At 59.7% G+C, this 21184-nt stretch carries 17 protein-coding genes and 1 tRNA gene; 10 read left to right on the forward strand and 8 right to left on the reverse strand.

Annotated elements, in window-relative coordinates:
* The first annotated feature begins 57 nt into the window (after positions 1–57).
* From DXT77_RS22085 to DXT77_RS22095, 3 genes are read left to right on the forward strand one after another with little or no spacing between them, the layout of a single operon-like run.
* The gene (locus DXT77_RS22085) at positions 58–1245 is read left to right on the forward strand and encodes an ABC transporter substrate-binding protein (protein WP_119429161.1); all 1188 of its coding nucleotides are present in this window, start codon (positions 58–60) and stop codon (positions 1243–1245) included.
* A complete protein-coding gene (locus DXT77_RS22090) occupies positions 1242–2303 on the forward strand; it encodes an iron ABC transporter permease (RefSeq protein WP_119429162.1) in 1062 nt (353 codons plus the stop codon). Before DXT77_RS22085 ends, DXT77_RS22090 begins: the two co-directional genes overlap by 4 nt.
* Positions 2297–3052 carry an ABC transporter ATP-binding protein gene (locus tag DXT77_RS22095; RefSeq protein ID WP_119429163.1) on the forward strand — a complete coding sequence of 252 codons (756 nt, stop codon included), beginning with the start codon at positions 2297–2299 and terminating at the stop codon, positions 3050–3052. Before DXT77_RS22090 ends, DXT77_RS22095 begins: the two co-directional genes overlap by 7 nt.
* A gap of 10 nt (positions 3053–3062) precedes the next feature.
* On the opposite strand, the gene DXT77_RS22100 is transcribed toward DXT77_RS22095, so the two are convergent.
* Positions 3063–5189 carry a TonB-dependent receptor domain-containing protein gene (locus tag DXT77_RS22100; RefSeq protein ID WP_119429164.1) on the reverse strand — a complete coding sequence of 709 codons (2127 nt, stop codon included), beginning with the start codon at positions 5187–5189 and terminating at the stop codon, positions 3063–3065.
* A 143-nt stretch (positions 5190–5332) separates the two neighbouring features.
* Between DXT77_RS22100 and DXT77_RS22105 the strand changes: the two genes are divergently transcribed.
* Positions 5333–5761 (forward strand): hypothetical protein, encoded by a 429-nt coding sequence (locus DXT77_RS22105; protein ID WP_119429165.1) that lies wholly within the window; start codon positions 5333–5335, stop codon positions 5759–5761.
* A 37-nt stretch (positions 5762–5798) separates the two neighbouring features.
* Here the strand turns inward: DXT77_RS22105 and DXT77_RS22110 are convergent, their stop codons facing one another.
* The 3 genes from DXT77_RS22110 to DXT77_RS22120 all read right to left on the reverse strand — a co-directional run bounded on the left by DXT77_RS22110 (position 5799) and on the right by DXT77_RS22120 (position 7579).
* Positions 5799–6425: a DUF3885 domain-containing protein gene (locus tag DXT77_RS22110; protein WP_119429166.1), complete on the reverse strand. Its 627-nt coding sequence runs from the start codon at positions 6423–6425 to the stop codon at positions 5799–5801.
* A gap of 46 nt (positions 6426–6471) precedes the next feature.
* The gene (locus DXT77_RS22115) at positions 6472–6744 is read right to left on the reverse strand and encodes a hypothetical protein (RefSeq protein ID WP_119429167.1); all 273 of its coding nucleotides are present in this window, start codon (positions 6742–6744) and stop codon (positions 6472–6474) included.
* A 64-nt stretch (positions 6745–6808) separates the two neighbouring features.
* Positions 6809–7579, reverse strand: a complete 771-nt coding sequence (locus DXT77_RS22120; protein ID WP_119429168.1) for an AraC family transcriptional regulator — start codon at positions 7577–7579, stop codon at positions 6809–6811.
* 235 nt (positions 7580–7814) lie between these two features.
* Here DXT77_RS22120 and DXT77_RS22125 point away from each other — a divergent pair, with 235 nt between their 5' ends.
* The 5 genes from DXT77_RS22125 (at position 7815) to DXT77_RS22145 (ending at position 14311) form a co-directional block, all read left to right on the forward strand.
* The gene (locus DXT77_RS22125; protein WP_119429169.1) at positions 7815–9446 is read left to right on the forward strand and encodes an APC family permease; all 1632 of its coding nucleotides are present in this window, start codon (positions 7815–7817) and stop codon (positions 9444–9446) included.
* Positions 9447–9468: 22 nt separating this feature from the next.
* Positions 9469–10395: a 4-hydroxyproline epimerase gene (locus DXT77_RS22130; protein WP_119429170.1), complete on the forward strand. Its 927-nt coding sequence runs from the start codon at positions 9469–9471 to the stop codon at positions 10393–10395.
* 55 nt (positions 10396–10450) lie between these two features.
* Complete coding sequence (locus DXT77_RS22135) at positions 10451–11398, forward strand: dihydrodipicolinate synthase family protein (protein WP_119429171.1); 948 nt, start codon at positions 10451–10453, stop codon at positions 11396–11398.
* Positions 11399–11466: 68 nt separating this feature from the next.
* A complete protein-coding gene (locus tag DXT77_RS22140) occupies positions 11467–13044 on the forward strand; it encodes an aldehyde dehydrogenase (NADP(+)) (RefSeq protein ID WP_119429172.1) in 1578 nt (525 codons plus the stop codon).
* A gap of 4 nt (positions 13045–13048) precedes the next feature.
* Positions 13049–14311 carry an FAD-binding oxidoreductase gene (locus DXT77_RS22145; protein WP_119429173.1) on the forward strand — a complete coding sequence of 421 codons (1263 nt, stop codon included), beginning with the start codon at positions 13049–13051 and terminating at the stop codon, positions 14309–14311.
* Positions 14312–14363: 52 nt separating this feature from the next.
* On the opposite strand, the gene DXT77_RS22150 is transcribed toward DXT77_RS22145, so the two are convergent.
* The 4 genes from DXT77_RS22150 to ycaC form a co-directional block, all read right to left on the reverse strand.
* Positions 14364–16673, reverse strand: a complete 2310-nt coding sequence (locus tag DXT77_RS22150; RefSeq protein WP_119429174.1) for a hypothetical protein — start codon at positions 16671–16673, stop codon at positions 14364–14366.
* A gap of 25 nt (positions 16674–16698) precedes the next feature.
* Positions 16699–16773, reverse strand: a tRNA-Lys gene (locus DXT77_RS22155).
* A gap of 742 nt (positions 16774–17515) precedes the next feature.
* Entirely contained in the window at positions 17516–18748 is a 1233-nt protein-coding gene (locus DXT77_RS22165) for a hypothetical protein (RefSeq protein ID WP_119429175.1), read from the reverse strand.
* Between the two features lie 12 nt (positions 18749–18760).
* A complete protein-coding gene (ycaC, locus tag DXT77_RS22170; RefSeq protein WP_119429176.1) occupies positions 18761–19393 on the reverse strand; it encodes an isochorismate family cysteine hydrolase YcaC in 633 nt (210 codons plus the stop codon).
* Between the two features lie 226 nt (positions 19394–19619).
* On the opposite strand from ycaC, the gene DXT77_RS22175 reads away from it, so the two are divergent.
* Positions 19620–21182, forward strand: a complete 1563-nt coding sequence (locus DXT77_RS22175) for a sensor domain-containing diguanylate cyclase (RefSeq protein WP_119429177.1) — start codon at positions 19620–19622, stop codon at positions 21180–21182.
* The last annotated feature ends 2 nt before the right edge of the window (positions 21183–21184 follow it).

Here is a 21184-nt window from a genome sequence, read left to right on the forward strand (position 1 = left end):
GGCCCGGTGCGGCGCCTGGCGTCGTGGTCCGATCCGGCTTTTGCAAAGGCATACACCATGGTTAATGTTTTTCGCCGCCGCCAGACCTTCGCTGCCCTGTTGTTCGCCGGGCTGCTGGGTTTGTCGATTTCCTCCCTGATGCCAGGCAGCGCACGGGCTGCCGAACCGGATCCGGCTCTGGGCACCGTGACCGATTTGCAGGGCCGTACGGTCAAGGTTCATTTGCCGGTTCGCCGGGTCATTCTGGGTGAAGGTCGCCAGTTGTATCTGGTGGCTGCGCTGGACACGCAGAACCCCATCGAACGCATCGTCGGCTGGCGCAAGGACCTGATCCAGTCCGACCCGGACACCTACAACGCCTACCTGCGCAAATTCCCCGACATTGCCAAGATCCCGACCTTCGGCGGCTTCGAAAGCGGCACCTTCGACATCGAGCAGGCGATCTCGCAGAAGCCTGACGTGATCATCCTCAATATCGAAGCCCAGCACGCGACCGAGGATGCGCGTTACATCGAGAAACTCGACGCCCTCGGCATCCCGGTGGTGTACGTCGACTTTCGCAACAACCCCATGCAGAACACCCAGCCGACCATGCGCCTGTTCGGCAAGCTGTTCGGCAAGGAAGAACGCGCTGAAGCCTTCATCGATTTTCGTAACCAGCAGATCCACCGCGTCACCGACGTGATCGAGAAACACCACCCTGCCCGCCCCGGCGTGTTCATCGAACGCATCGGCGGCTACACCGATGACTGCTGCCTGAGTTTCGGCAACGAGAACTTCGGCCTGTTCGTCGACATGGCCGGCGGCAACAACATCGCCCGCCGGATCATTCCGAGCACCTTCGGGCAACTGAACCCCGAGCAAGTGATCGTCGCCAACCCCGACCACGTGGTGGTCACCAGCGCCGACTGGGAAGCCTTTGCACCGGGCGGCCATTGGGTCGGTGTCGGCCCGGGCGCGAACCTGAACGAAGCCCGGCGCAAACTGGCCTGGTACACCCAGCGCCCGGCCTATGCCGGGATCAAGGCGCAGAACACTCAGGCGTTTCATGCGATCTGGCATCAGTTCTACAACAGCCCTTACCAGTTCGTGGCCATTCAGCAATTGGCCAAATGGTTCCACCCGGAACTGTTCGCCGATCTTGATCCGGATGCCGCGTTTCGCGAGTTGCATGAACGATTCCTGCCGGTGCCGTATGAGCCAGGCTATTTCGTCAGTCTGCAAAAAACCGAGGCCAAACCATGAGTTCGCTGGGCGAAGCACCGATCGTGCAAAGCGTCACCTACCGGCGGCTGGTGCTGCGTAAACGGCTGATTCTGCTCGGGCTGGCTGTGCTGCTGATCTTCAGCGTGCTGCTCGATCTGGCCCTCGGCCCGGCGCAATACAGCCTTGGTGAAGTGCTCGAAGCGCTGTTCTCACCGGACACCGCATCGGCACAAGTCAGGGTGGTGATGTGGGATATCCGTCTGCCGGTGGCGTTGATGGCGGTCGCTGTCGGCGCGGCGCTTTCGCTGGCCGGGGCGCAGATGCAGACCATCCTCAACAACCCGCTCGCCAGCCCTTTCACCCTCGGCATTTCTGCGGCGGCCGGTTTCGGCGCGGCGCTGGGGCTGGCCTTCGGCGTGGCGTTGTTTCCGCTGGCGGCGCAATACATGGTGCCGCTCAACGCATTCATCATGGCGATGCTCTCGGCACTGCTGATTCACTTCATGAGCATGCGCCGTGGTGTCACTGCCGAAACCATCGTCCTGCTCGGCATCGCGCTGGTGTTTACCTTCAATGCGCTGCTGGCGCTGGTGCAGTTCTTCGCCACCGAACAAGCCGTGGCGGCCGTGGTGTTCTGGACCATGGGCAGCCTGACCAAAGCCACCTGGCCGAAACTCGGAGTGATCTGCGTGGTGATCCTCATCACCCTGCCGGTCTTCGCCAAACGCACGTGGGCGATGACGGCCCTGCGTCTGGGGGATGACAAGGCCGCGAGCTTCGGCATCAACGTGCGCAGCCTGCGTTTTCAGACGCTGATCATGGTCAGCCTGCTCGCTTCGTTTCCGGTGGCGTTCGTCGGTACCATCGGTTTTATAGGGCTGGTCGGGCCGCACATTGCGCGGATGCTGATCGGTGAGGATCAACGATTTTTCCTGCCGGCCTCGTTGCTGACCGGTGCGCTGATCCTGTCCGCCAGTTCGGTGGTCAGCAAGACCCTGATCCCGGGGGCGATATTCCCTATTGGCGTCGTCACGTCGCTGATCGGCGTGCCGTTCTTCATTTCTCTGATTCTCAACGGAAAGAAAAACTCATGGTGAAGATCCGGCTCGACAACCTCGGCGCCCGTTACGGGCAGCGCGAGATCATTTCCGGTGTCAGCACCGCGACGTTTACCGGCGGCCAGGTCGTGGCGGTGGTCGGGCCCAATGCGGCGGGCAAATCGACGTTGTTCAAGCGCATGGCCGGGCTGATCGACGGCCCGGGCGAAGTCGTTCTGGAAGGCTCGAAAAAAGGCACGCAAGGCATCAGCTACATGCCCCAGGGCCTGAATGCCAGCGCGCGGCTGACGGTGTACGAATCAGTGCTGCTGGCGCGCAAGCAGCTGACGCCCAACTGGTCGGTTCACGACGATGAGTTGCAACTGGTGGACGAGATTCTCGAGGCACTCGGGATCACCGGACTGTCGTTCCGCAACCTCGGCGAACTGAGCGGCGGTCAGCAGCAACTGGTGTCAATCGCCCAGACCCTGGTGCGCGAGCCGGAAATCCTGCTGATGGACGAACCCACCAGCGCACTCGACATGCACCGGCAGGTTCAGGTGCTGAACTTCATGAAAGCCCTCGCGCGCCGCCGCGAGGTCATCGTGTTCATCGCCATCCATGACTTGAATCAGGCGCTGCGTTTTGCCGATCAGGTGTTAGTCATCGCGGGCGGCACCGCCCATGGCAGCGGACCGAGCCATGAAGTCATCACCGAGCCGATGCTGCGCACGGTCTACAAGGTCGAGGCGCGGATCGAGCAATGCAGTCGCGGGCAACGCCATATTCTGATCGATGACATTGTTTGAGGGTTGGCCCTCAGAGCAGACTCCACGACACCCCGACATAAATCGCCATCCCCTCGCCCGGCGTCGAGCGTGCAGCGTCCAGTCCTTTATCGTCATAGCCCGGCGTGACGGTAGCGGCGTAGTGCTTGTCGGTCAGGTTGCGCATGTCCAGCCAGGTCTGCCAGTCGCCCTTGGGTGCGTTGTAACCCAGGGTCGCGCCGAAGGTGGCGTAAGGGTCGGCGTAGTAGCTGTTGGCGTAATCCACCGCGACTTTCGACACCAGTTGCGTGTTGACGGCGGCGAAGAAGCCCTGCGGGAAGTCGTAGCGCAATTCGCCCTGGTAGTAATGCATCGGCAGGCCCGGCAAGCGGTTGTCGCCGAAGCGATCGTCATCGCGGTAATGGAAGTCGCTGAAGGTGTAGGCCTGACGCAGGCTCAACTGGCCGCCGTCGTTCGCCGACCACAGGTTGCTGTTCAGGCTCGCTTCGATGCCTTGGTGCACGGTCGGGCTGGCGTTTAACTCGTAGGGTGTTGTGGCGTTGGCATCCGGCAATACCGAAAGCAGTTCGTGGCGCACCTGAGCGTAGTACCAGGCCAGGCTCCATTCGCCGAGTACGCTGTTGCCACGACCGCCGAGTTCCAGCGTGGTCGCGGTCTGGTTCTGCAGTTTGACCGGATCGCGCTGGGTGCCGGTGGCGGCGCCGCTGCCCGCCGGGAACCGTACGTTGGAGCTGTAGATCAATGACCACGGATGCGGCGCTTCGACCGAGCGGCTGAGGTTGCCGAACAGTTGCAGGTCCGGCGTCACCTGATAGCGCAGGCCCAGACGTGGCGCGTAGTCCCAGTCGCCGAGGCTGGTTTTGCCGCCTCCGTCGGGGTAAGTCACGGCACTTTCTCGGCGGGTGTAGATCGCGGCGAGGCCGGTGGTCAGCCACAGGTCGTTGGCGATTTCCAGGTCATTGCCAAAGTGCAGCACGGTGTCCGAGCCTTGATAAGTGAAGTTGCGCATGTGCGTACCCGGCGCATAACCGGCGGTGTTGCCGCTGGGAATCCGTACCAGCTCGCTGGCGCCGTCGTTAGGCAGGTGTTTGGTCACCCGCAGGCCAACGGTGCTGTGGCTTTCGAGGCCCCAAAGGGTATCGCGGCGCTTGTAATCGAACGTGCCGCTGACATCGGTGTACGCCACCTTTAAACGGTTCGGGCCTTCGCGCAGGTCCATCGGGTAATCGTGATAAACCAGACCGGTCTGAATACTCGAATCGTCATCGATGTAGTACGTGGTCTTGTTGCCGATGAAGGTGCTGCCGGGCTGATCGCGGCTGTCGTTGCGTGTCACGTAGGCCGGATTGGCCGCGCGTGGATCGTGTTCGATGGAGTGCTTGGTCACTCGCCCGGCGAGGTCGTTGTCGGTCTCGCGGTGACGGATATAAAAGCGGGTTTCCAGATTCGGGTTGAAGCGATAACCGAAGTTGGCGATCACGCCCTGGCTCTTGCTGGCGGTGTGATCCTGATAACCGTCGGAATGCGCGTCGGTCATCGACAGGTAGTAATCGAAATCGCCCAGCACCTGGCCCGAGCTGACTTGCCGTTGCGCATAGCCGTGGCTGCCCATGACGTAACGCACATTCAGCAACGGCGCGTTGTAGCCGTTGTGGCTGATGTAATCGACCGCCCCACCCAACGCCAGCGCACCACGATCAAAACCATTGGCACCGCGCAACACTTCCACATGGTCAAGCCACAGCGGCTCCAGCAACTCGTAGGGCGTACCGCCGGGCCCGGTCAGCGGCAGACCGTCGAGCATCGTGTACAACCCCGACGCGTGAGCACCGGGAGCCCGATTGATGCCCGAGCCGCGAATCGAGATTTTCACCCCTTCATTGCCCGCCGACTGCGCATATACGCCCGGCTGATACGCCAGCACGTCCTGATTGCTTGCCACCCGCCCCTGTAACGGAGCGCGCATATCGACCACGTTGGTGCCACCGGGAACCTGTGCCAACCGGGCCTTGGCCTCCTCCAGCGAAAGATCTTCGCCAGTCTGTTCTTCAGCCCCGATCAGCACCTGCCCCAACTCCATGCCCTGAGACTCGGCTTCGACCGGACAGGCAAGGGCCAGCCCCAGCAGTGCTGCGGGCAGTGTTTTGAGCGAGGGCATCGAGAGAACTCCAGACAGACAGTTACGGGCAGTGAGAACTGCGACGTATGAATGAACGAAGTAAACACATGGCGATTTTGTTTTTTGTCAGGTAAACAGGCGTCTGAGTTTCTGGACTGTAATCAAACAAAGGAGATGCAGGGATGGCCGAAACAGTATTGAAGTCGAAGATGGCCAATTTTCTGGTGACCGACGCCGAAGTGAACTACGAGGATGTGGGCGAGTTCTACGAGGTCATCGGCAGCGGCAATGTCGGCGTGTTGGCCGGCGTGCTCGAGGGGTTCAGAAATCACTACGGCGGGTTGTGGGTGGGCGGCAAAGTGACCGTGACCCAGAACGCTGTTCACTTGAACGCCAATGCCATGAACCGCATGGCTCAGGACGGGACACTGGACGTCGAACTGCCGATGACATCGATCCGCAAGGTCACCGTCGAAGGTGGTTTCGTGACGAAGATCGTCCGTCTCGACACCGACGCGTACAGCGTCAGGTTCCGCTGTTTCGGTGCGAAGGACGTTGCCTCACTGATCGCCAAACAGGCTCTTTCGCAATCGTTGAAACGCGCACGCTGATTAGGCCCGGGCCTGAATGCCCGGGTTGGACCCGGGCTCAGAAGAAGCCCGCGAAGTCAGCATCCATCGCGGGCCGGTCGTAATCGAGAAGATACGCATGATGCCGGTGGTACAACTTTGAAAGTAGATCCTTGTTGGGCCCGACCACGTCCATCCCTCGGTCGTCGTAAGGGAAAACCATTACTCCGGCCCTCAAGTTGAACAGATAGACCGCGCAACGCGGATTCGGCGCAATCGCACCAAAATCCGTGGCCAGTGCGCACCAGAGCAATGCCTGAAGCATCCTAGCAGGCACTTCGAAAGCGAGGTTGATCCAGTACTCGGGCTCGCTTTCGCAGAACAAGTCATCCGGATCGGTGCGCTCACTCCAGATCGAACGTTCCGTGGGTATCTCGATACCTGCAGACCGAAGGGACTGAAGCAACGCTCGATGGACAAATCGCTGGCCGCCGGAGTGAAAGCGCAGACACGTCACCAGCGTGGGCTCGTCACTGAAAATGTCGGTGCAGATCTCGGTCGATTTTCGTAAGGCCAACAGGAACTGATCGATCATTCCTCCGGTTTCGGAGAGTTCGAATCGCAGTCCTCCCGGGCAGGAATAAAACAGGGGCCTTGCGAAGGCCTGGTCGGTAAAAATCCGCTCGATTTCAAGATGAAGATTCACTGAAGTCCTTTTCGGTTGATGTGATGCGGGTGGCTATAGCGCCCTGTTAATTCTTGCACTTGGCCAACACCACCTGACAAGTACCGGGCGTTCCGCCGGAGCGGCTTGCGTAGCGCATGCAGTTATCCATGGATTTTTTCTGTGCCTGGCCCAGGGTCTGTCCCCAGGCCAGGCCACCCTCGCCCATTGTCGGCACGGCTTTGGCATAGCAGCGATCACCCACGGTCGCATAGCGAGCCTTGCTGGAGCAGCTTGTCGTCAACGTCAGCATGATCGCGCAAAGAAAATACGCGCAATGGCGTATCCGTATCCGGTTCATCTCGTTTTACCTGCGCAACTTGGGACTGACGGGCTCAGTTTATCCGCAATGACCCGGGAACCGTTCATTGCTCCGTCGCCTGCCGGTACTGACGCGGTGTGAATCCGGTCGAGGCCTTGAATTGGCGAGTGAAGGCGCTGTGGTCGGTGTAGCCGCACTGCAGGGCGACTTCGGTGATCGGCAGGTCGGTGTGCAACAAGCGATGGGCATGTTCCAGCCGTACCTTCTGGATCATCTGCCGGGGCGTCAGGTGGAACACGCGTTTGCAGTAGCGCTCCAGTTGCGCCACCGAAATACCGGCGATCCGCGTCAGCTCGCCCAGTGTCACCCGCCGATTGAAATGCGTTCGAATGTGCTCGTCGACGGCGGCCAGCCGCTCGAAGGCCGGGTGGGTTTCGCTGGCCGATTGCAAGTCCACCGAAATCCCCGCCAGACCGATGATCGCGCCAGCGCGGTTGTATAACGGTCGCTTATGGGTCAGGCACCAGCCCGGTTCGCGGCTGCCGTAGAGGTGCAATTCCAGCTGATCCTCCAGCACCCACCCTTCTTCCAGCACCCGCCGATCCTGCTCGGTGTAACCCGGCCCCAATTGCGCGGGAAATACCTGCGCACTGGTTTTGCCGAGCAAGGGTTTCAGTTCTTTCAGCCCGCAGCGCTGCACCAGCGTGTGGTTGGCCAGAACGTAACGCGCGTCCGGATCCTTGATGAAAATCACCGCATTCGGGATCACGTCCAGCATCGGCAACAGCGCGGCAACGCCCGCCACCAGGGCTTCAAGGGTCTGGGGGCGATTGTGCTCATCGCCCTCGCACAGGCGCGCAAATGCGTTCTGCATCGTCGGTGTCTTCCTTCGCGGGTGAATCGGCCAGCGGCCCGCCATACGGCGTTCGCGTGCAGAGTGCAGCAACGTCCACGGCCTGTCGAGGCCTGCCGTCGTTCAGCGCAATTGTGCTGATTTCGTCATCCAGGCTTGCGCAAAACATCAATCGCCCGACCACCGATAAGTTCAATGTTGGCCCGTCCCAGTGACATACACCTGCCTATCCAATAACTCACAAGAAGGCGACGCCATGTCAGGCCAAGGCAAGTTCAAAAAACAGCTTTCATTGATCGACCTCACGTTTATCGGGCTCGGAGCGATCTTCGGTTCGGGGTGGCTGTTCGCGGCCAGTCACGTTTCTGCGATTGCCGGGCCGGCGGGGATTTTTTCCTGGCTGCTGGGCGGTTTCGCCGTATTGCTGCTGGGCATCGTCTACTGCGAACTGGGCGCTGCGCTGCCCCGAGCCGGCGGTGTGGTTCGCTACCCGGTCTACAGCCACGGGCCGCTGCTCGGTTATCTGATGGGCTTTATCACGCTGATCACGTTTTCCAGTCTGGTGGCGATCGAAGTGGTCGCATCGCGCCAATATGCGGCGGCGTGGTTTCCCGGCCTGACCAAAGCCGGAAGCGGTGATCCGACGGTGCTGGGTTGGCTGGTGCAGTTCGGTCTGCTCTGCGTGTTCTTCCTGCTCAATTACCGCAGCGTGAAAACCTTCGCCAAGGCCAACAATCTGGTGAGCGTGTTCAAGTTCATCGTGCCGCTGCTGGTGATCGGTGTGCTGTTCACCTTCTTCAAACCGGAGAACTTTCAGGTTCAAGGCTTCGCACCCTTCGGCCTCTCGGGCATCGAGATGGCGGTTTCTGCCGGCGGCGTGATCTTTGCCTATCTCGGCCTGACCCCGATCATCTCGGTGGCCAGTGAAGTGAAAAATCCCCAGCGCACCATCCCGATTGCACTGATCCTGTCGGTGCTGCTGTCCACCGCGATCTACGTGCTGTTGCAAACGGCGTTCCTCGGCGGCATCCCCACCGAATTGCTCGCCAATGGCTGGGCCGGGGTTTCCAAGGAGTTCGCCCTGCCGTATCGCGACATCGCCCTGGCGCTCGGCGTGGGCTGGCTGGCCTATCTGGTGGTCGCGGACGCGGTGATCTCGCCCAGCGGCTGCGGCAACATCTACATGAACGCCACGCCTCGCGTGATCTACGGCTGGGCGCAGACCGGCACCTTCTTCAAGGTCTTCACCCGCATCGATGAAAAGTCCGGCATCCCGCGCCCGGCGCTGTGGCTGACCTTTGCCCTGTCGGTGTTCTGGACCCTGCCGTTCCCGTCCTGGGAAGCGCTGATCAACGTGGTGTCCGCCGCACTGGTATTAAGCTACGCCGTAGCCCCGGTGACCGTCGCCGCGCTGCGTCGCAACGCGCCGGACATGCCGCGCCCGTTCCGGGTCAAATGCATGGGTGTGCTGGGGCCGGTGTCGTTCATCATCGCCGCGCTGATCGTCTACTGGTCGGGCTGGGACACCGTGTCCTGGCTGCTCGGCCTGCAAATCCTGATGTTTGTCGTGTACCTGCTGTGTGGCCGTTTCGTACCGACCCGATATCTGAGCCTTGCCCATCAAGTGCGCTCATCCGCGTGGCTGATCGCCTTCTACGCCGTGACCATCGTCCTGTCGAAACTCGGCACTTTCGGTGGTCTGGGCATCCTCGCCCACCCTTTCGACACGCTGCTCGTCGCCGCTTTCGCCACTGGCATTTATTACTGGGGCGCCGCCACCGGTGTGCCGTCGCACCTGCTGCGTCTGGAATCCGAAGAGGATGAAAGCGAAGTCGCTTCGCCGTCCCCGGCCTCCGCTGCCAACCCGCGCGCTGCCGGCGCTTATTGAAACCCCTTGAAAGGACACGAACATGAAACGCGTACACGTCATTGATTCACACACCGGCGGTGAACCCACGCGTCTGGTGATGAAGGGTTTCCCCGATCTGCCCGGCAACACCATGGCCGAAAAGCGCGATGCCCTGCGCAACCAGCACGACCGCTGGCGCCGGGCCTGCCTGCTGGAACCTCGCGGCAACGATGTGATGGTGGGCGCGCTGTATTGCGAACCGGTGTCGCCGGACGCCACTTGCGGCGTGATCTTCTTCAACAACGCCGGCTATCTCGGCATGTGCGGCCACGGCACCATCGGCCTGATCGCATCGTTGCAGCATCTGGGGCTGATCGCCCCGGGCGTGCACAAGATCGACACGCCGGTCGGTCCGGTCAGCGCAACGTTGCATGAGGACGGCGCCGTGACCCTGGGCAACGTACCGGCCTATCGATTGCGCAAACAAGTGGCGGTTGAGGTTCCGGGATATGGCCGTTTCCTTGGCGACATCGCCTACGGTGGCAACTGGTTTTTCCTGGTGTCGGAGCACGGCCAGACGCTGACGATGGACAACGTCGAAACCCTGACCGACTTCACGTGGAAAATGCTCAAGGCCCTCGAAGACCAAGGCATTCATGGCGAGGACGGCGCAATCATCGACCACGTCGAACTGTTCGCCGATGACGATCACGCCGACAGCCGCAACTTCGTCATGTGCCCTGGCAAAGCCTACGACCGCTCACCGTGCGGCACCGGCACCAGCGCCAAGCTCGCCTGCCTCGCCGCCGACGAAAAACTTCAGCCCGGCCAGCGCTGGGTGCAGGCCAGCATCACCGGCAGCCAGTTCGAAGGCCGCTTCGAACGGGAAGGTGAACGCGTGCGCCCGTTCATTACCGGCCGCGCCTATATGACCGCCGACAGCACGTTGCTGATCGACGAAAACGATCCGTTCGCGTGGGGCATCTGAGCCGCCGCGCCGCTTTTCCAAACCTTTCTGAATGACTGTTCCAAGGAGAACAATAATGAGCGACAACATCTTCACCGGCTGCATGCCCGCCCTGATGACCCCGTGCACCGCCGCACGCAAACCGGACTTCGATGCGTTGGTGGCCAAGGGTCGCGAGCTGATCGATACCGGGATGAGCGCCGTGGTCTATTGCGGTTCCATGGGTGACTGGCCGCTGCTCACCGAGGCCGAGCGTCAGGAAGGCGTGGCGCGGCTGGTGGCTGCCGGGATTCCGACCATCGTCGGTACTGGTGCCATCAACACCCGTGAAGCGGTATCCCACGCGGCCCATGCCGCAAAAGTCGGTGCTCAGGGTTTGATGGTGATTCCACGGGTGCTGTCCCGTGGCGCATCGCTCGCCGCGCAAAAGGCGCACTTCTCAGCGATTCTGCAAGCCGCGCCGAACCTGCCGGCAGTGATCTACAACAGCCCTTACTACGGCTTCGCGACCCGCGCCGACCTGTTCTTCGAACTGCGCCGCGAGTACCCGAACCTGATCGGCTTCAAGGAGTTCGGTGGTGGCGCCGACCTGCGCTACGCCGCTGAAAACATCACCTCCAAGGACGATGACGTGACCCTGATGGTGGGTGTCGACACTCAAGTGGTGCATGGTTTTGTCAACTGCAACGCCACCGGCGCGATCACCGGCATCGGCAACGCCCTGCCCCGCGAAGTGCTGCAACTGGTGGGCCTGAGCAAGCAAGCGGCCAAGGGAGACGCCAAGGCCCGGCGCCAGGCGCGGGAGCTGGAGTCGGCGCTGGCGGTGCTGTCGTCCTTCGATGAAGGCACGGATCTGGTGCTGTATTACAAACACCTGATGGTGCTCAACGGCGACAAGGAATACACCCTGCATTTCAACGAGACCGACGCCCTCAGCGACTCCCAGCGTCGCTACGCGGAAGCCCAGTACGCGCTGTTCCGTCACTGGTACGAAAACTGGTCGGCGGAACAGAACTTCGCCTGACCGGCCGCTTCTCTTCAGCCCGCCGGCTACACCTGCGGCGGGCTTTCATTCTTTTCCAGGAACATGCCATGTCTCTCACGGGCAAACTGCTGATCGGTCAGCAAAACCTCTCGGGCAATCGCGAGCTCATTCAGGGGATCAACCCGGCCACCGACGCGCTGCTGGAGCCCGCTTACGCTGGCGGCTCCGCCGAGCACGTCGAACAGGCTTGCGCGCTGGCCTGGGCTGCGTTCGACCGCTACCGCGAAACCGCGCTGGAAACACGCGCCGAATTCATCGAAACCATCGCCCACGAGATCGAAGCCCTCGGCGATGAGTTGATCGACCGCGCCATGGCCGAAACCGGCCTGCCGCGCCCTCGCCTTCTTGGCGAACGCGGACGCACCTGTCAGCAATTGCGCCTTTTCGCCCGCACCGTACGGGCAGGCGAATGGCTGGATGTGCGCATCGACAGCGCCCAACCGCAACGTCAGCCGATGCCGCGCTCGGATCTGCGTCAGCGCCAGATTGCGCTGGGGCCGGTGGCGGTATTCGGTGCGAGCAATTTCCCCCTCGCTTTCTCCGTCGCCGGCGGCGATACCGCTTCAGCACTGGCAGCCGGATGCCCGGTGATCGTCAAGGCCCACGGCGCCCACCCCGGTACCAGCGAACTGGTCGGTCGCGCCGTGGCAAGGGCCGTCAAGGCGTGCGGGTTGCCTGAGGGCGTGTTCTCGCTGCTGTACGGTTCCGGGCGTGAAGTCGGCATTGCGCTGGTCAGCGATCCACGTATCAAAGCGGTAGGGTTCACCGGTTCGCGCAGCGGCGGACTCGCGTTGATCAAAGCGGCCCAAGCTCGCCCCGAACCGATTCCGGTGTATGCGGAAATGAGTTCGATCAACCCGGTGCTGCTGTTTCCCGTTGCGCTGTGCAATCGTTCACAAGCACTGGCCGAAGGTTTTGTCGCCTCGCTCACGCTGGGTGCCGGCCAGTTCTGCACCAATCCCGGCCTGGTGATTGCTCTCAAGGAGCCGGCGCTGGACACCTTCATTGGCGCCGCCGCCGAGCTCATCCAGCGCAGCCCGGCCCAGACCATGCTCACGCCCGGCATCTTCAATGCCTACGAGTCCAGCGTGAACGCACTGGCGGAAAATCCGCGCGCACGCCTTGCAGCGGTCGGTCAGAGAGGAACAGGGCCGAACCAGGGCCAGGTCCATCTCTTTGTCGCCGATGCTGCGGATTTTCTTGCCGATCACGCGCTGCAAGCCGAAGCCTTTGGCGCGGCGTCGCTGGTCGTGCAATGTGCCGACCACGATGAAGTCCGTCAGGTTCTGGAACAGCTGGAAGGTCAACTGACCGCTACCCTGCATCTGGATGACGAAGATCTGGATCAGGCCCGTTCACTGCTGCCGACGCTGGAGCGCAAGGCCGGACGCTTGCTGGTCAACGGCTGGCCGACCGGTGTGGAAGTCTGTGAAGCGATGGTGCATGGCGGGCCGTTCCCGGCCACGTCCGATCCGCGCACCACGTCGGTCGGCACGGCGGCGATCCGGCGTTTCCTGCGCCCGGTCTGCTATCAGGATTTCCCCGACGCCTTACTGCCAACTGCGCTCAAACAGGCCAATCCACTGGCGCTGCGACGTCTGCTCGATGGTCAGAGGGAAGCCTGAAACCATGCCGAACATCACCCATGACATCGCCGTGGTCGGCGCCGGTATCATCGGCGTTGCCTGTGCACTGCGTCTGGCGCGGCAGGGTTTGCAGGTGGTCGTGATCGACCCGCAGGAGCCCGGCCACGGCGCATCGTTCGGCAATGCCGGGCACCTGGCCACCGAGCAGGTGTTTCCGATTGCCGACCTGTCGATCCTCAGGCGCTTGCCGGCCATGCTCATGGACCCGATGGGGCCGCTGCGCCTGGACTGGAAATACCTGCCCAGCGCCCTGCCCTGGTTCACTCGCCTGCTGCTGAATCTGCGCTCGGCGCCGTTCCAGCGCACGGTGGCAGGTCTGCGAGCGCTCAACGAAAACTCGCTGGAGGCCTGGCACCGGTTGCTCGGCGACATCCAGCGCCCTGACCTGCTGAAGGTGGAAGGTTCGCTGCTGGTGTTCGAACGACCCGACTCACGCCCGGCCATTGAAGCGTTGCAGGCGCGCTTGCGTCAGCAACAGGTCCCGGTCGACTTATGGCAGGCAGCTGCGGTGCGTGACACCGCGCCGCAACTGAGCGAACACCTGCAGGGTGGACTGTTTTTCCCGAGCACCGGGCACTTCATCGATCCGTACCGGGTGGTGTGCGAACTGGTCAGCGCCGCCAAGGCCAGCGGTGTGCAGTTTGTGAAGCAACGGGTCGAGGGCGGACAACTGAATGCACAGGGCGTTTCACTCAATACCGGAACCGGCAACTTGAGCGCCCGTCGAGTACTGATCGCCTGCGGCGCCCATTCGGCCAAGCTAACGACAGCGCTAACGGGGAAAAAAGTACCGCTGGACACCGAACGCGGTTATCACCTGATGCTGCCTCAGGAACACAACCGGTTGCCCTTCCCCGTCACCTCACTGGAACGCAAGTTCATCATGACGCCGATGTCCGAAGGCTTGCGCCTGGCAGGCACCGTCGAGTTCGCCGGACTTGAGGCGCCGCCGACCATGGCACGTGCCTGGCAATTGCATCGGTTGAGCAAGGGGTTGTTTCGTGAGGAGTTGAGTGTTGAGGCGGCTACACCGTGGATGGGATTCAGGCCTTCGCTGCCGGACTCGCTGCCGGTCATCGATCAGACAGACGACGGCAAAGTGTTGCTCGCGTTCGGGCATCAGCATCTGGGGTTGACGCAAGCGGCGGTGACGGCGGAGATGGTCGAGCGGATGGTTTCGCCGCTGGCTGCGACTCGGGGTGAGGAGCTGCCGAGTATCGAGCCTTACAGGCTGGATCGTTTCTGAAAAAGCGAAAGGCCTGTTTTTGAGGGCAGGCCTTTCGATTGGCGATAGATTTTCAGGAAGGCATCATCCAGTGTCGTTCAGTGGTCCATCCGAGAAACACCTTCCCGCCTTCGCGTTTCTGGCGACTCTCAGTCAACGGGTGCCCGGACGCTGCTATACGCAACCCGATCATGGCCGGAAGAAACCTTTCCCGAAACTCACTGGATTGGGCCGCAAAATGCATTTCAATAGTCTTGAGTGCACTCTGCAACTGAACCGGATCCAACATCGACAAATAAAACATCATCTGACGCCAGGCATAGGCCGTATTTTTCAACATGACCAAACGTGCGTGGTAAAGCTGGATCTGAATTTGCTGGCGATGGCAAACCCATTCGAAGCACGATTGAGCCATTGCACTCAGGCGATCATGTAACACCTCTCTCAGTCCCAACACACCAAACAGCGTTGCCAGGTTCTGTGTTGTCACGATCTGTTGCTGCTCGATAATGGTGCCGTTGGTTGCAGGATGCCGAGTACCGATATCGACATTTGCACGCTGCGCGCACAGTCGGGCCAGCGAATCGCTGTTGTTTGTCGAACGTTGCCAATACGTTTTGGTGCGCCTCGATTTCGGCGGGTCGGGAAGGCATGCCAACTGATCCGTATCGATATCGTAATATCGGGCGTAAAGCGATCCAGTCAACATACGGGCTGATTGTCTGGCGGACTTCACGAATTTACTTGAGAAAGCGCCCATGAAAATGTCTGCCGCGACTTCCTCCACGATTGGAAGATCCAGCTTCGCCGTTTCAACCAGGGACGAAAATTCCTGAAGCAATTTGTTCGGGATAATCGCTTGTGGAAACGCCGATAGTGTCAGTGCTGACGCTTCGATCAGGGCCTGTCTGGCGCCTTCGACCGCAGATGCGTTCGCCTCATACTCACTTTCAAGCGCAGACACCCACGGAATATCTCCGATTTTCACCTGACGTTGCATATCCAATAGCAACAAAGAGCGTCGACGCCTGAAAGCTCGGTACGTAGCGACAGACAATGTCCTCAGCGTTGCGTCTCGATATCCCGCACTACAGATTTCCGCCGTCATGGTCGGCAGTACTCGCGCCACCGTATCTCCGGATGTAATCACTCCCTGGTCAATCAACTCCGCGACGGTTCCCTTGCGACAGCGTTCAAGGCGTCGACGAACCGAGGGAGGAACGGCGTCTCCTACCATTACGGCATGCAGGTTCGCCTCATCATTGGTGATGGGTTCCAAGAGAGGGGAAAAATCAGAGATACCTTCAGAGTCTGGATAATTCGCCAGACGCGCGGAGACAGCCTTGGCAATCAGATGATGTGCCGACGCTTTCACATGACCGCGTTGCTTTGCTCGCTTTTGGGAGTGTCTTTCGGATTCTGGATGACCATGCTTGGCCAGAAAGTCATCGACAATCTTCCGGATACGTCCCACTTGACGCCCCGTCAGCGATGCCGGATCAAAGGAACACTGTTTGAGCAATGCATACAACTCCACCACCCGGTTCATGGAGGAGCCAGCACTGCGGGGATCAGACTCAAATGTCTTGTCAAACTGTGCGCCAAGCGCAATTGCACGTTCGAACCAACCCTCAGGGTAATGCCTGCAAGGCCAGCTTTCCTTATAGGTCAGAAGGAAAAGCGAGATGGCTGCGTCGTAGAGAGGCAAACGGTTTTCGACAACGTGCTTTTGAACGTTCAAACGCGGTTGCGCAGTTAATTTGGACAGGCGCGGCCTGATGTAACCGACATTGAAAGCCTCAACTTCTGCCATCGAGAGCGGCTGTTTGTCAGTGGCTGTCGGAAAGAAACGCAGTCGTTCGAAAAAAGGCGCAATCTGCTCGATCAGCGTTCGTGCTTCCTCGATGCGCTGGTGCTTCAGAAACCAGGCAACTGTCAGCAGCGCAGCCTCCTCCGGCACATCGATTTGATAATTCCCTTTCGCCAGACACGCTTGAAGCGATCCAACGCCTTCATCTGAAAGATGCCAGGTATTTAAATCGAGTCGTTCAAACCCCACGCGAATGCCGGGGATCAATGCAGCCAACCGGCGCTCATAAAGCGTTAACTCGCCCCCGGCCAGAAGTTTGCCAGTGGCAAAGCCGCCAGTGGCCACTTCCAACGTGACCCATTCGGGCAACCCCGTAAATGGCGTGCGCGAGCCGTACTGCGCGCTGCCCTTTACGAGATGCTCGACCACCTTTCTCCAACGCTCAATCCTATCAAGCGTTTGTGGGTCCGCGTCGTTTTCTCGTACGGCGGTCAGCGCTCGAGATAGTTGAAAGTACGCATAACCGTCATTTATCCCGACTAACGCATCCGATTCACTATCGTGCCTGGACATGCTTCCTTGTGACCCTGCGTTGTAATGGGTCCGGGGGCTGGATTCGAACCAGCGCCCACCCGGTTAAGAGCCGAGTGTTCTACCGCTGAACTACCCCGGAACAGAGCGCGCATTGTCGACTGACGATGAAAAGATGTGAAGCTCAAACTTGGGGATTTTGTTGCAGTTTGGTTCCATTTTTGCTGAACAGGCATCCTGCTATGCCCAGAACACGTAGACAAGGGTTTGCAATTGACTAAACCAGCCGCTGGAAATCCTGTTTTCCAGTTTCTATCCATGGGCCGGAAAAGACAGGAACGCGCCAGTACCCCACCCTGCCGCTTTCAAGGGATTGGAAGACGTAACGAATGGCCGGGGATAATCGGTGGAATAAGGGGCCTGGGTGAGCTGCATTAAGAACGCATTACCTAAGAGAGCCTCGAAAATCCGCAGGTACAGCAGCGCTGTCAAGACTCCACAGGAGTGTTGGCATGTAGCCGATATTGTTGAGCTTAAAGAGTTGCCGCATCAAGAGGAGCAACCGCTTGGCCTATCCGTTCGCCAGTACAACTCGCTGTATTTCCCCAGCACGCCGAACATACCCGTCCATGTACATGGTTCTGACCTCGCAAAACAATTGTTGGAGTTACGCCATCGCCCGCCAGCCCTTGTGACGCTGTCATTGGCTCTCCGGTGGTGGAAAAAAAAGCCAGGCCTGCTGGACCTACGCGCGCATACGCTTGTGCGAAAGTATGTGCAACATGGAGAAGGTTACCGTTACCGCCGTTAGGATGTGGCATTAAATTTACCTTATGCGTATTAACACGAAAAAGTGACGTTGAATCCATTGGGAAAAATCTGAACTATGCCCGGTAGCAACCTTCGCCATAACGCGAGAGCAGGTAGGGATTCATCGGACGGAAATACTCTTCAACAAGCTTACGGACTTTCGGACCCGCCTGATCCCAAGTAGTTGATTCCCCTCTGATACGCAGCAGTTTTTCACCGAAATCGTAAGGGTTGAGGCGACGACTCACGGCAATGCTGATCTCCTTGGAGTCAACATCGAAGTGCTTATGCATCGACCCGGATTGCCCCGAGTAGTTATAGAAGCGCACCATCCTACCCTCGTCATCGCGTTGTGCATGACATTTTGCAAACGAGTCCTGCGCAATATGCAACATTTGCCCCAACGCAATTCCCTGCGTGACCTCTCGCTCCGACTCATACCGATAGTCAAGCAGATCTCCAACCCGACGGGCGCCCTTCCAAAAGTGCTTCTTCAGACCGGGCACAGGCAGTGTGGTGATGTCGTCTGTCAGCTTGAACTCCCCCAAGGATGCCCGGAATGCAAACTCCATCCACATCTGGATTTCTTGGTAGGTTGCTCCACCTGATTGATTGGCCTGTGCCATCGAATGCCAGAACTGTAAATCACCAAAGTGACCGCGCGCGCCAAGTGGCTGGCTTTTAGCCCAATTCGGATCTCTGACGTATCGGTCCGAATCCAGGTACGCGTAGCCAAGCATCAGAACATAGCAATGCACGTCCTTGGGCTGAGTTGCCCGTAAGATGTGATTTTCACAGTTACCTGCATTCTTGGTCATATAGAACGCAGGAAAATCATTCCAGCGCACACCCTTCATTACATCACTTGGATTGATTCCGACCGCCTGGATAGCTGCACATGGCGAACTTGAGACACCGCAATTGAGCGTCTTGCTGGTCAGGTCCTGATGCACCGGGTATTTGCCATCCAGGAAGGGAATGACTTTGCGCGGCATTTCCGCTTCTGTCTTATCGAAGTAGTCTTTGACAGTATCGAGCTGGAGTCCGAACGCTACTGCATAACCCGAAAGCATCATGCTGGCAGCTACGAAAAAAGACCGAGTTTTTAGTTGCATGGCAAGTCCCTTTGACGTCGAAATTCCGACCACCACATTCATTGAAGTGTTGTATAGCTCCTGGCCATCAACCTTGCCAATTTTTACCTCGCACCGACTCGCCTGCTCATACCGATAGTTCTTGTTACGGCCGAAATCATGAAAAATACCGAAATGCAAAAAACCTGCTTTAACAGAGCAGGCTTTTAGCATGTCGGCTTTAGGTCACTTCTGAATCGCCGTCAGCGCCGCATACCCATTCATCAAATTGCGATAGTTCGGAATCCGCTGCGACAGCAGGTTGCCCAACCCTTCAATGTCGTTGCGCCAGTCGCGGTGCAGCTCACAGGCCACGGAGAACCAGTTCATCATCTGCGCACCGGCCTGGGTCATGCGGTTCCAGGCGGCTTGTTGCACGGTGGTGTTGAAGGTGCCGGAAGCATCGGTCACCACGAACACGTCAAACCCTTCCGCCAGTGCCGACAAGGTCGGGAACGCCACGCACACGTCGGTCACGACACCGGCGATGATGATCTGCTTGCGACCGGTATCCTTGATGGCCTTGACGAAGTCTTCGTTGTCCCAGGCGTTGATCTGGCCCGGGCGGGCAATGTACGGCGCATCCGGGAACATTTCCTTGAGTTCCGGCACCAGCGGGCCATTCGGGCCTTGCTCGAAACTGGTGGTGAGGATGGTCGGCAACTCGAAGAATTTTGCCAGGTCGGCCAATGCCAGCACGTTGTTCTTGAACTCGTTCGGCGAGAAGTCCTGGACCAGCGAAATCAGACCGGTCTGGTGATCGACCAGCAGAACCACGGCGTCGTCTTTGTTCAGGCGGTTGTAGGTTGCAGTGCTCATGTTGAATCCCCTTTTTAGTTGTGGAAGTTCGCTTGCGTTCAAGATGGGCACAGATTAATGACTCGCCTGAAAGCGATAAATCACCTGCAAAGCGTTTAACCGTCAACCCAAACGAGACAATCCGCTCAATCCTGGGCTCAATCACACGGCGGCCCCGACCTTCCCGTCGATCCTTGTCATAATGTTCGCCGGCAATACGTTCAGAACGACATCCAGGGAAAAGTTGATGCTCGGACGCAACACACAAGCGCCCACGGCGAACGACACGCGGCGCCCCGCCGGCAAAGCGATGAAGGCCGGTTCGACCTTTCGGCTGACCGTCAGCTTCATGCTGGTGGTGGTCGTGGCGTTTCTGGCGGTCGAGAGCTGGCGGACATGGCGTGACTATCGTTCGGTCTTTGCATCCGCGCGCGATTCGGTGACCAACCTGGCCCGCGCCACGGCCCAGCACGCCGAGGATACGATTCGTCAGGTCGATGTGGTCACCGCCGGGCTGGCCGAGCGCGTCGAAGGTGATGGTCTGCAGAACCTCGATGTCCCGCGCATTCACAAGTTGCTGGTGCAGCAATCGAAAATCATGCCGCAGCTGCACGGCCTGTTCATCTACGGCCCGGACGGCCACTGGATCGTGACCGACAAAGAGGTCACCCCGGAAATGGCCAACAACGCCGACCGCGATTATTTCGAGTACCACCGCACCCATGAGGATCGGCAAGTGCGCATCGGCCAGGTGGTCGAGAGTCGCTCCACCCATGACCTGATCATTCCCATTTCCCGCCGATTGAACAACCCCGATGGCTCGTTCGCCGGCGTGCTGCTGGGGACGGTCAAGGTCAGTTACTTCGTCGACTATTACGGCGATTTCCGGATCGATGACAAAGGCGCACTGGTGCTGGCCATGCGTGACGGCACGATTCTGGTTCGCCGCCCTTTCATCGCCTCCGTGGTGGGCAAAAGCCTGGCGAACAGCGAGATCTTCAAAACCTACCTGCCCAGTTCCAACGAAGGCATTGCGCAGATCCGGGCGGTGGTCGATGACACTGAACGGCTTTATGGCTATCGCGCCTTGACCACCTATCCGCTGGTGGTGGAGGCCGGCCTGTCGAAAGATTCCATCACCGCACCCTGGCGTCGGGACTTGCTGAAAAACGGCTTCGTGCTGATTTTCCTGATCCTGGTCCTCGCCGGTTTCGGACTGATCGTACTGAGCCAGTTGCGCCAGCGGATCGCGATGGAGCGAGAAATCCGTTCCGCTCACCAGGCCATGCGCGACATGGCACTGACCGACAGCCTCACCGGCCTCGGCAACCGTCGGCGCCTGGACAATGCGCTGGCGGACGAGATTCGTCTGGCCCGGCGCCAGGGTTCGTCGCTGTCGTTGATCATGCTCGATGTCGACCACTTCAAACGCTACAACGACCGCTATGGCCACGCCGCCGGTGACGACTGCCTGATCGCCGTCGGACGTGCGATCCAGCAAGCGGTAAAACGCCCCGGCGACCTCGCCGTGCGCTACGGTGGCGAAGAATTCACCGTGCTGCTGCCCAACACCAAAAACGCCGGCGCCATCCAGGTCGCCGAGGACATCCTGCAAGCCATCCGCGCGCTGGAACTGGAACACTCCGGGCATCCCCTCGGGTACGTCACCGCCAGCGCCGGCATTGCGACCCGTCACCCGCTTGACGACGCGGTGACGCCGGCCATGCTGCTGAAGTCGGCGGATACCTGCCTGTATCAGGCGAAGCGGCTGGGGCGCAATCGTTGGTGTTCGGCGGATGAGTCAGTGTGATC

Source organism: Pseudomonas sp. 91RF, from assembly GCF_003576265.1.
In the GTDB taxonomy this organism is placed as follows: domain Bacteria; phylum Pseudomonadota; class Gammaproteobacteria; order Pseudomonadales; family Pseudomonadaceae; genus Aquipseudomonas; species Aquipseudomonas kribbensis.

What these genes read in the sequence shown, in the direction of transcription:
- DXT77_RS22145 (WP_119429173.1), top strand. Translation starts at nt 13,049, where the DNA reads ATGCCGAACATCACCCATGACATCGCCGTGGTCGGCGCCGGTATCATC.
- DXT77_RS22175 (WP_119429177.1), top strand. Translation starts at nt 19,620, where the DNA reads ATGCTCGGACGCAACACACAAGCGCCCACGGCGAACGACACGCGGCGC.
- DXT77_RS22135 (WP_119429171.1), top strand. Translation starts at nt 10,451, where the DNA reads ATGAGCGACAACATCTTCACCGGCTGCATGCCCGCCCTGATGACCCCG.
- ycaC (WP_119429176.1), bottom strand. Translation starts at nt 19,393, where the DNA reads ATGAGCACTGCAACCTACAACCGCCTGAACAAAGACGACGCCGTGGTT.
- DXT77_RS22140 (WP_119429172.1), top strand. Translation starts at nt 11,467, where the DNA reads ATGTCTCTCACGGGCAAACTGCTGATCGGTCAGCAAAACCTCTCGGGC.
- DXT77_RS22100 (WP_119429164.1), bottom strand. Translation starts at nt 5,189, where the DNA reads ATGCCCTCGCTCAAAACACTGCCCGCAGCACTGCTGGGGCTGGCCCTT.
- DXT77_RS22150 (WP_119429174.1), bottom strand. Translation starts at nt 16,673, where the DNA reads ATGTCCAGGCACGATAGTGAATCGGATGCGTTAGTCGGGATAAATGAC.
- DXT77_RS22120 (WP_119429168.1), bottom strand. Translation starts at nt 7,579, where the DNA reads ATGCAGAACGCATTTGCGCGCCTGTGCGAGGGCGATGAGCACAATCGC.
- DXT77_RS22105 (WP_119429165.1), top strand. Translation starts at nt 5,333, where the DNA reads ATGGCCGAAACAGTATTGAAGTCGAAGATGGCCAATTTTCTGGTGACC.
- DXT77_RS22165 (WP_119429175.1), bottom strand. Translation starts at nt 18,748, where the DNA reads ATGCTAAAAGCCTGCTCTGTTAAAGCAGGTTTTTTGCATTTCGGTATT.
- DXT77_RS22085 (WP_119429161.1), top strand. Translation starts at nt 58, where the DNA reads ATGGTTAATGTTTTTCGCCGCCGCCAGACCTTCGCTGCCCTGTTGTTC.
- DXT77_RS22115 (WP_119429167.1), bottom strand. Translation starts at nt 6,744, where the DNA reads ATGAACCGGATACGGATACGCCATTGCGCGTATTTTCTTTGCGCGATC.
- DXT77_RS22090 (WP_119429162.1), top strand. Translation starts at nt 1,242, where the DNA reads ATGAGTTCGCTGGGCGAAGCACCGATCGTGCAAAGCGTCACCTACCGG.
- DXT77_RS22130 (WP_119429170.1), top strand. Translation starts at nt 9,469, where the DNA reads ATGAAACGCGTACACGTCATTGATTCACACACCGGCGGTGAACCCACG.
- DXT77_RS22095 (WP_119429163.1), top strand. Translation starts at nt 2,297, where the DNA reads ATGGTGAAGATCCGGCTCGACAACCTCGGCGCCCGTTACGGGCAGCGC.
- DXT77_RS22125 (WP_119429169.1), top strand. Translation starts at nt 7,815, where the DNA reads ATGTCAGGCCAAGGCAAGTTCAAAAAACAGCTTTCATTGATCGACCTC.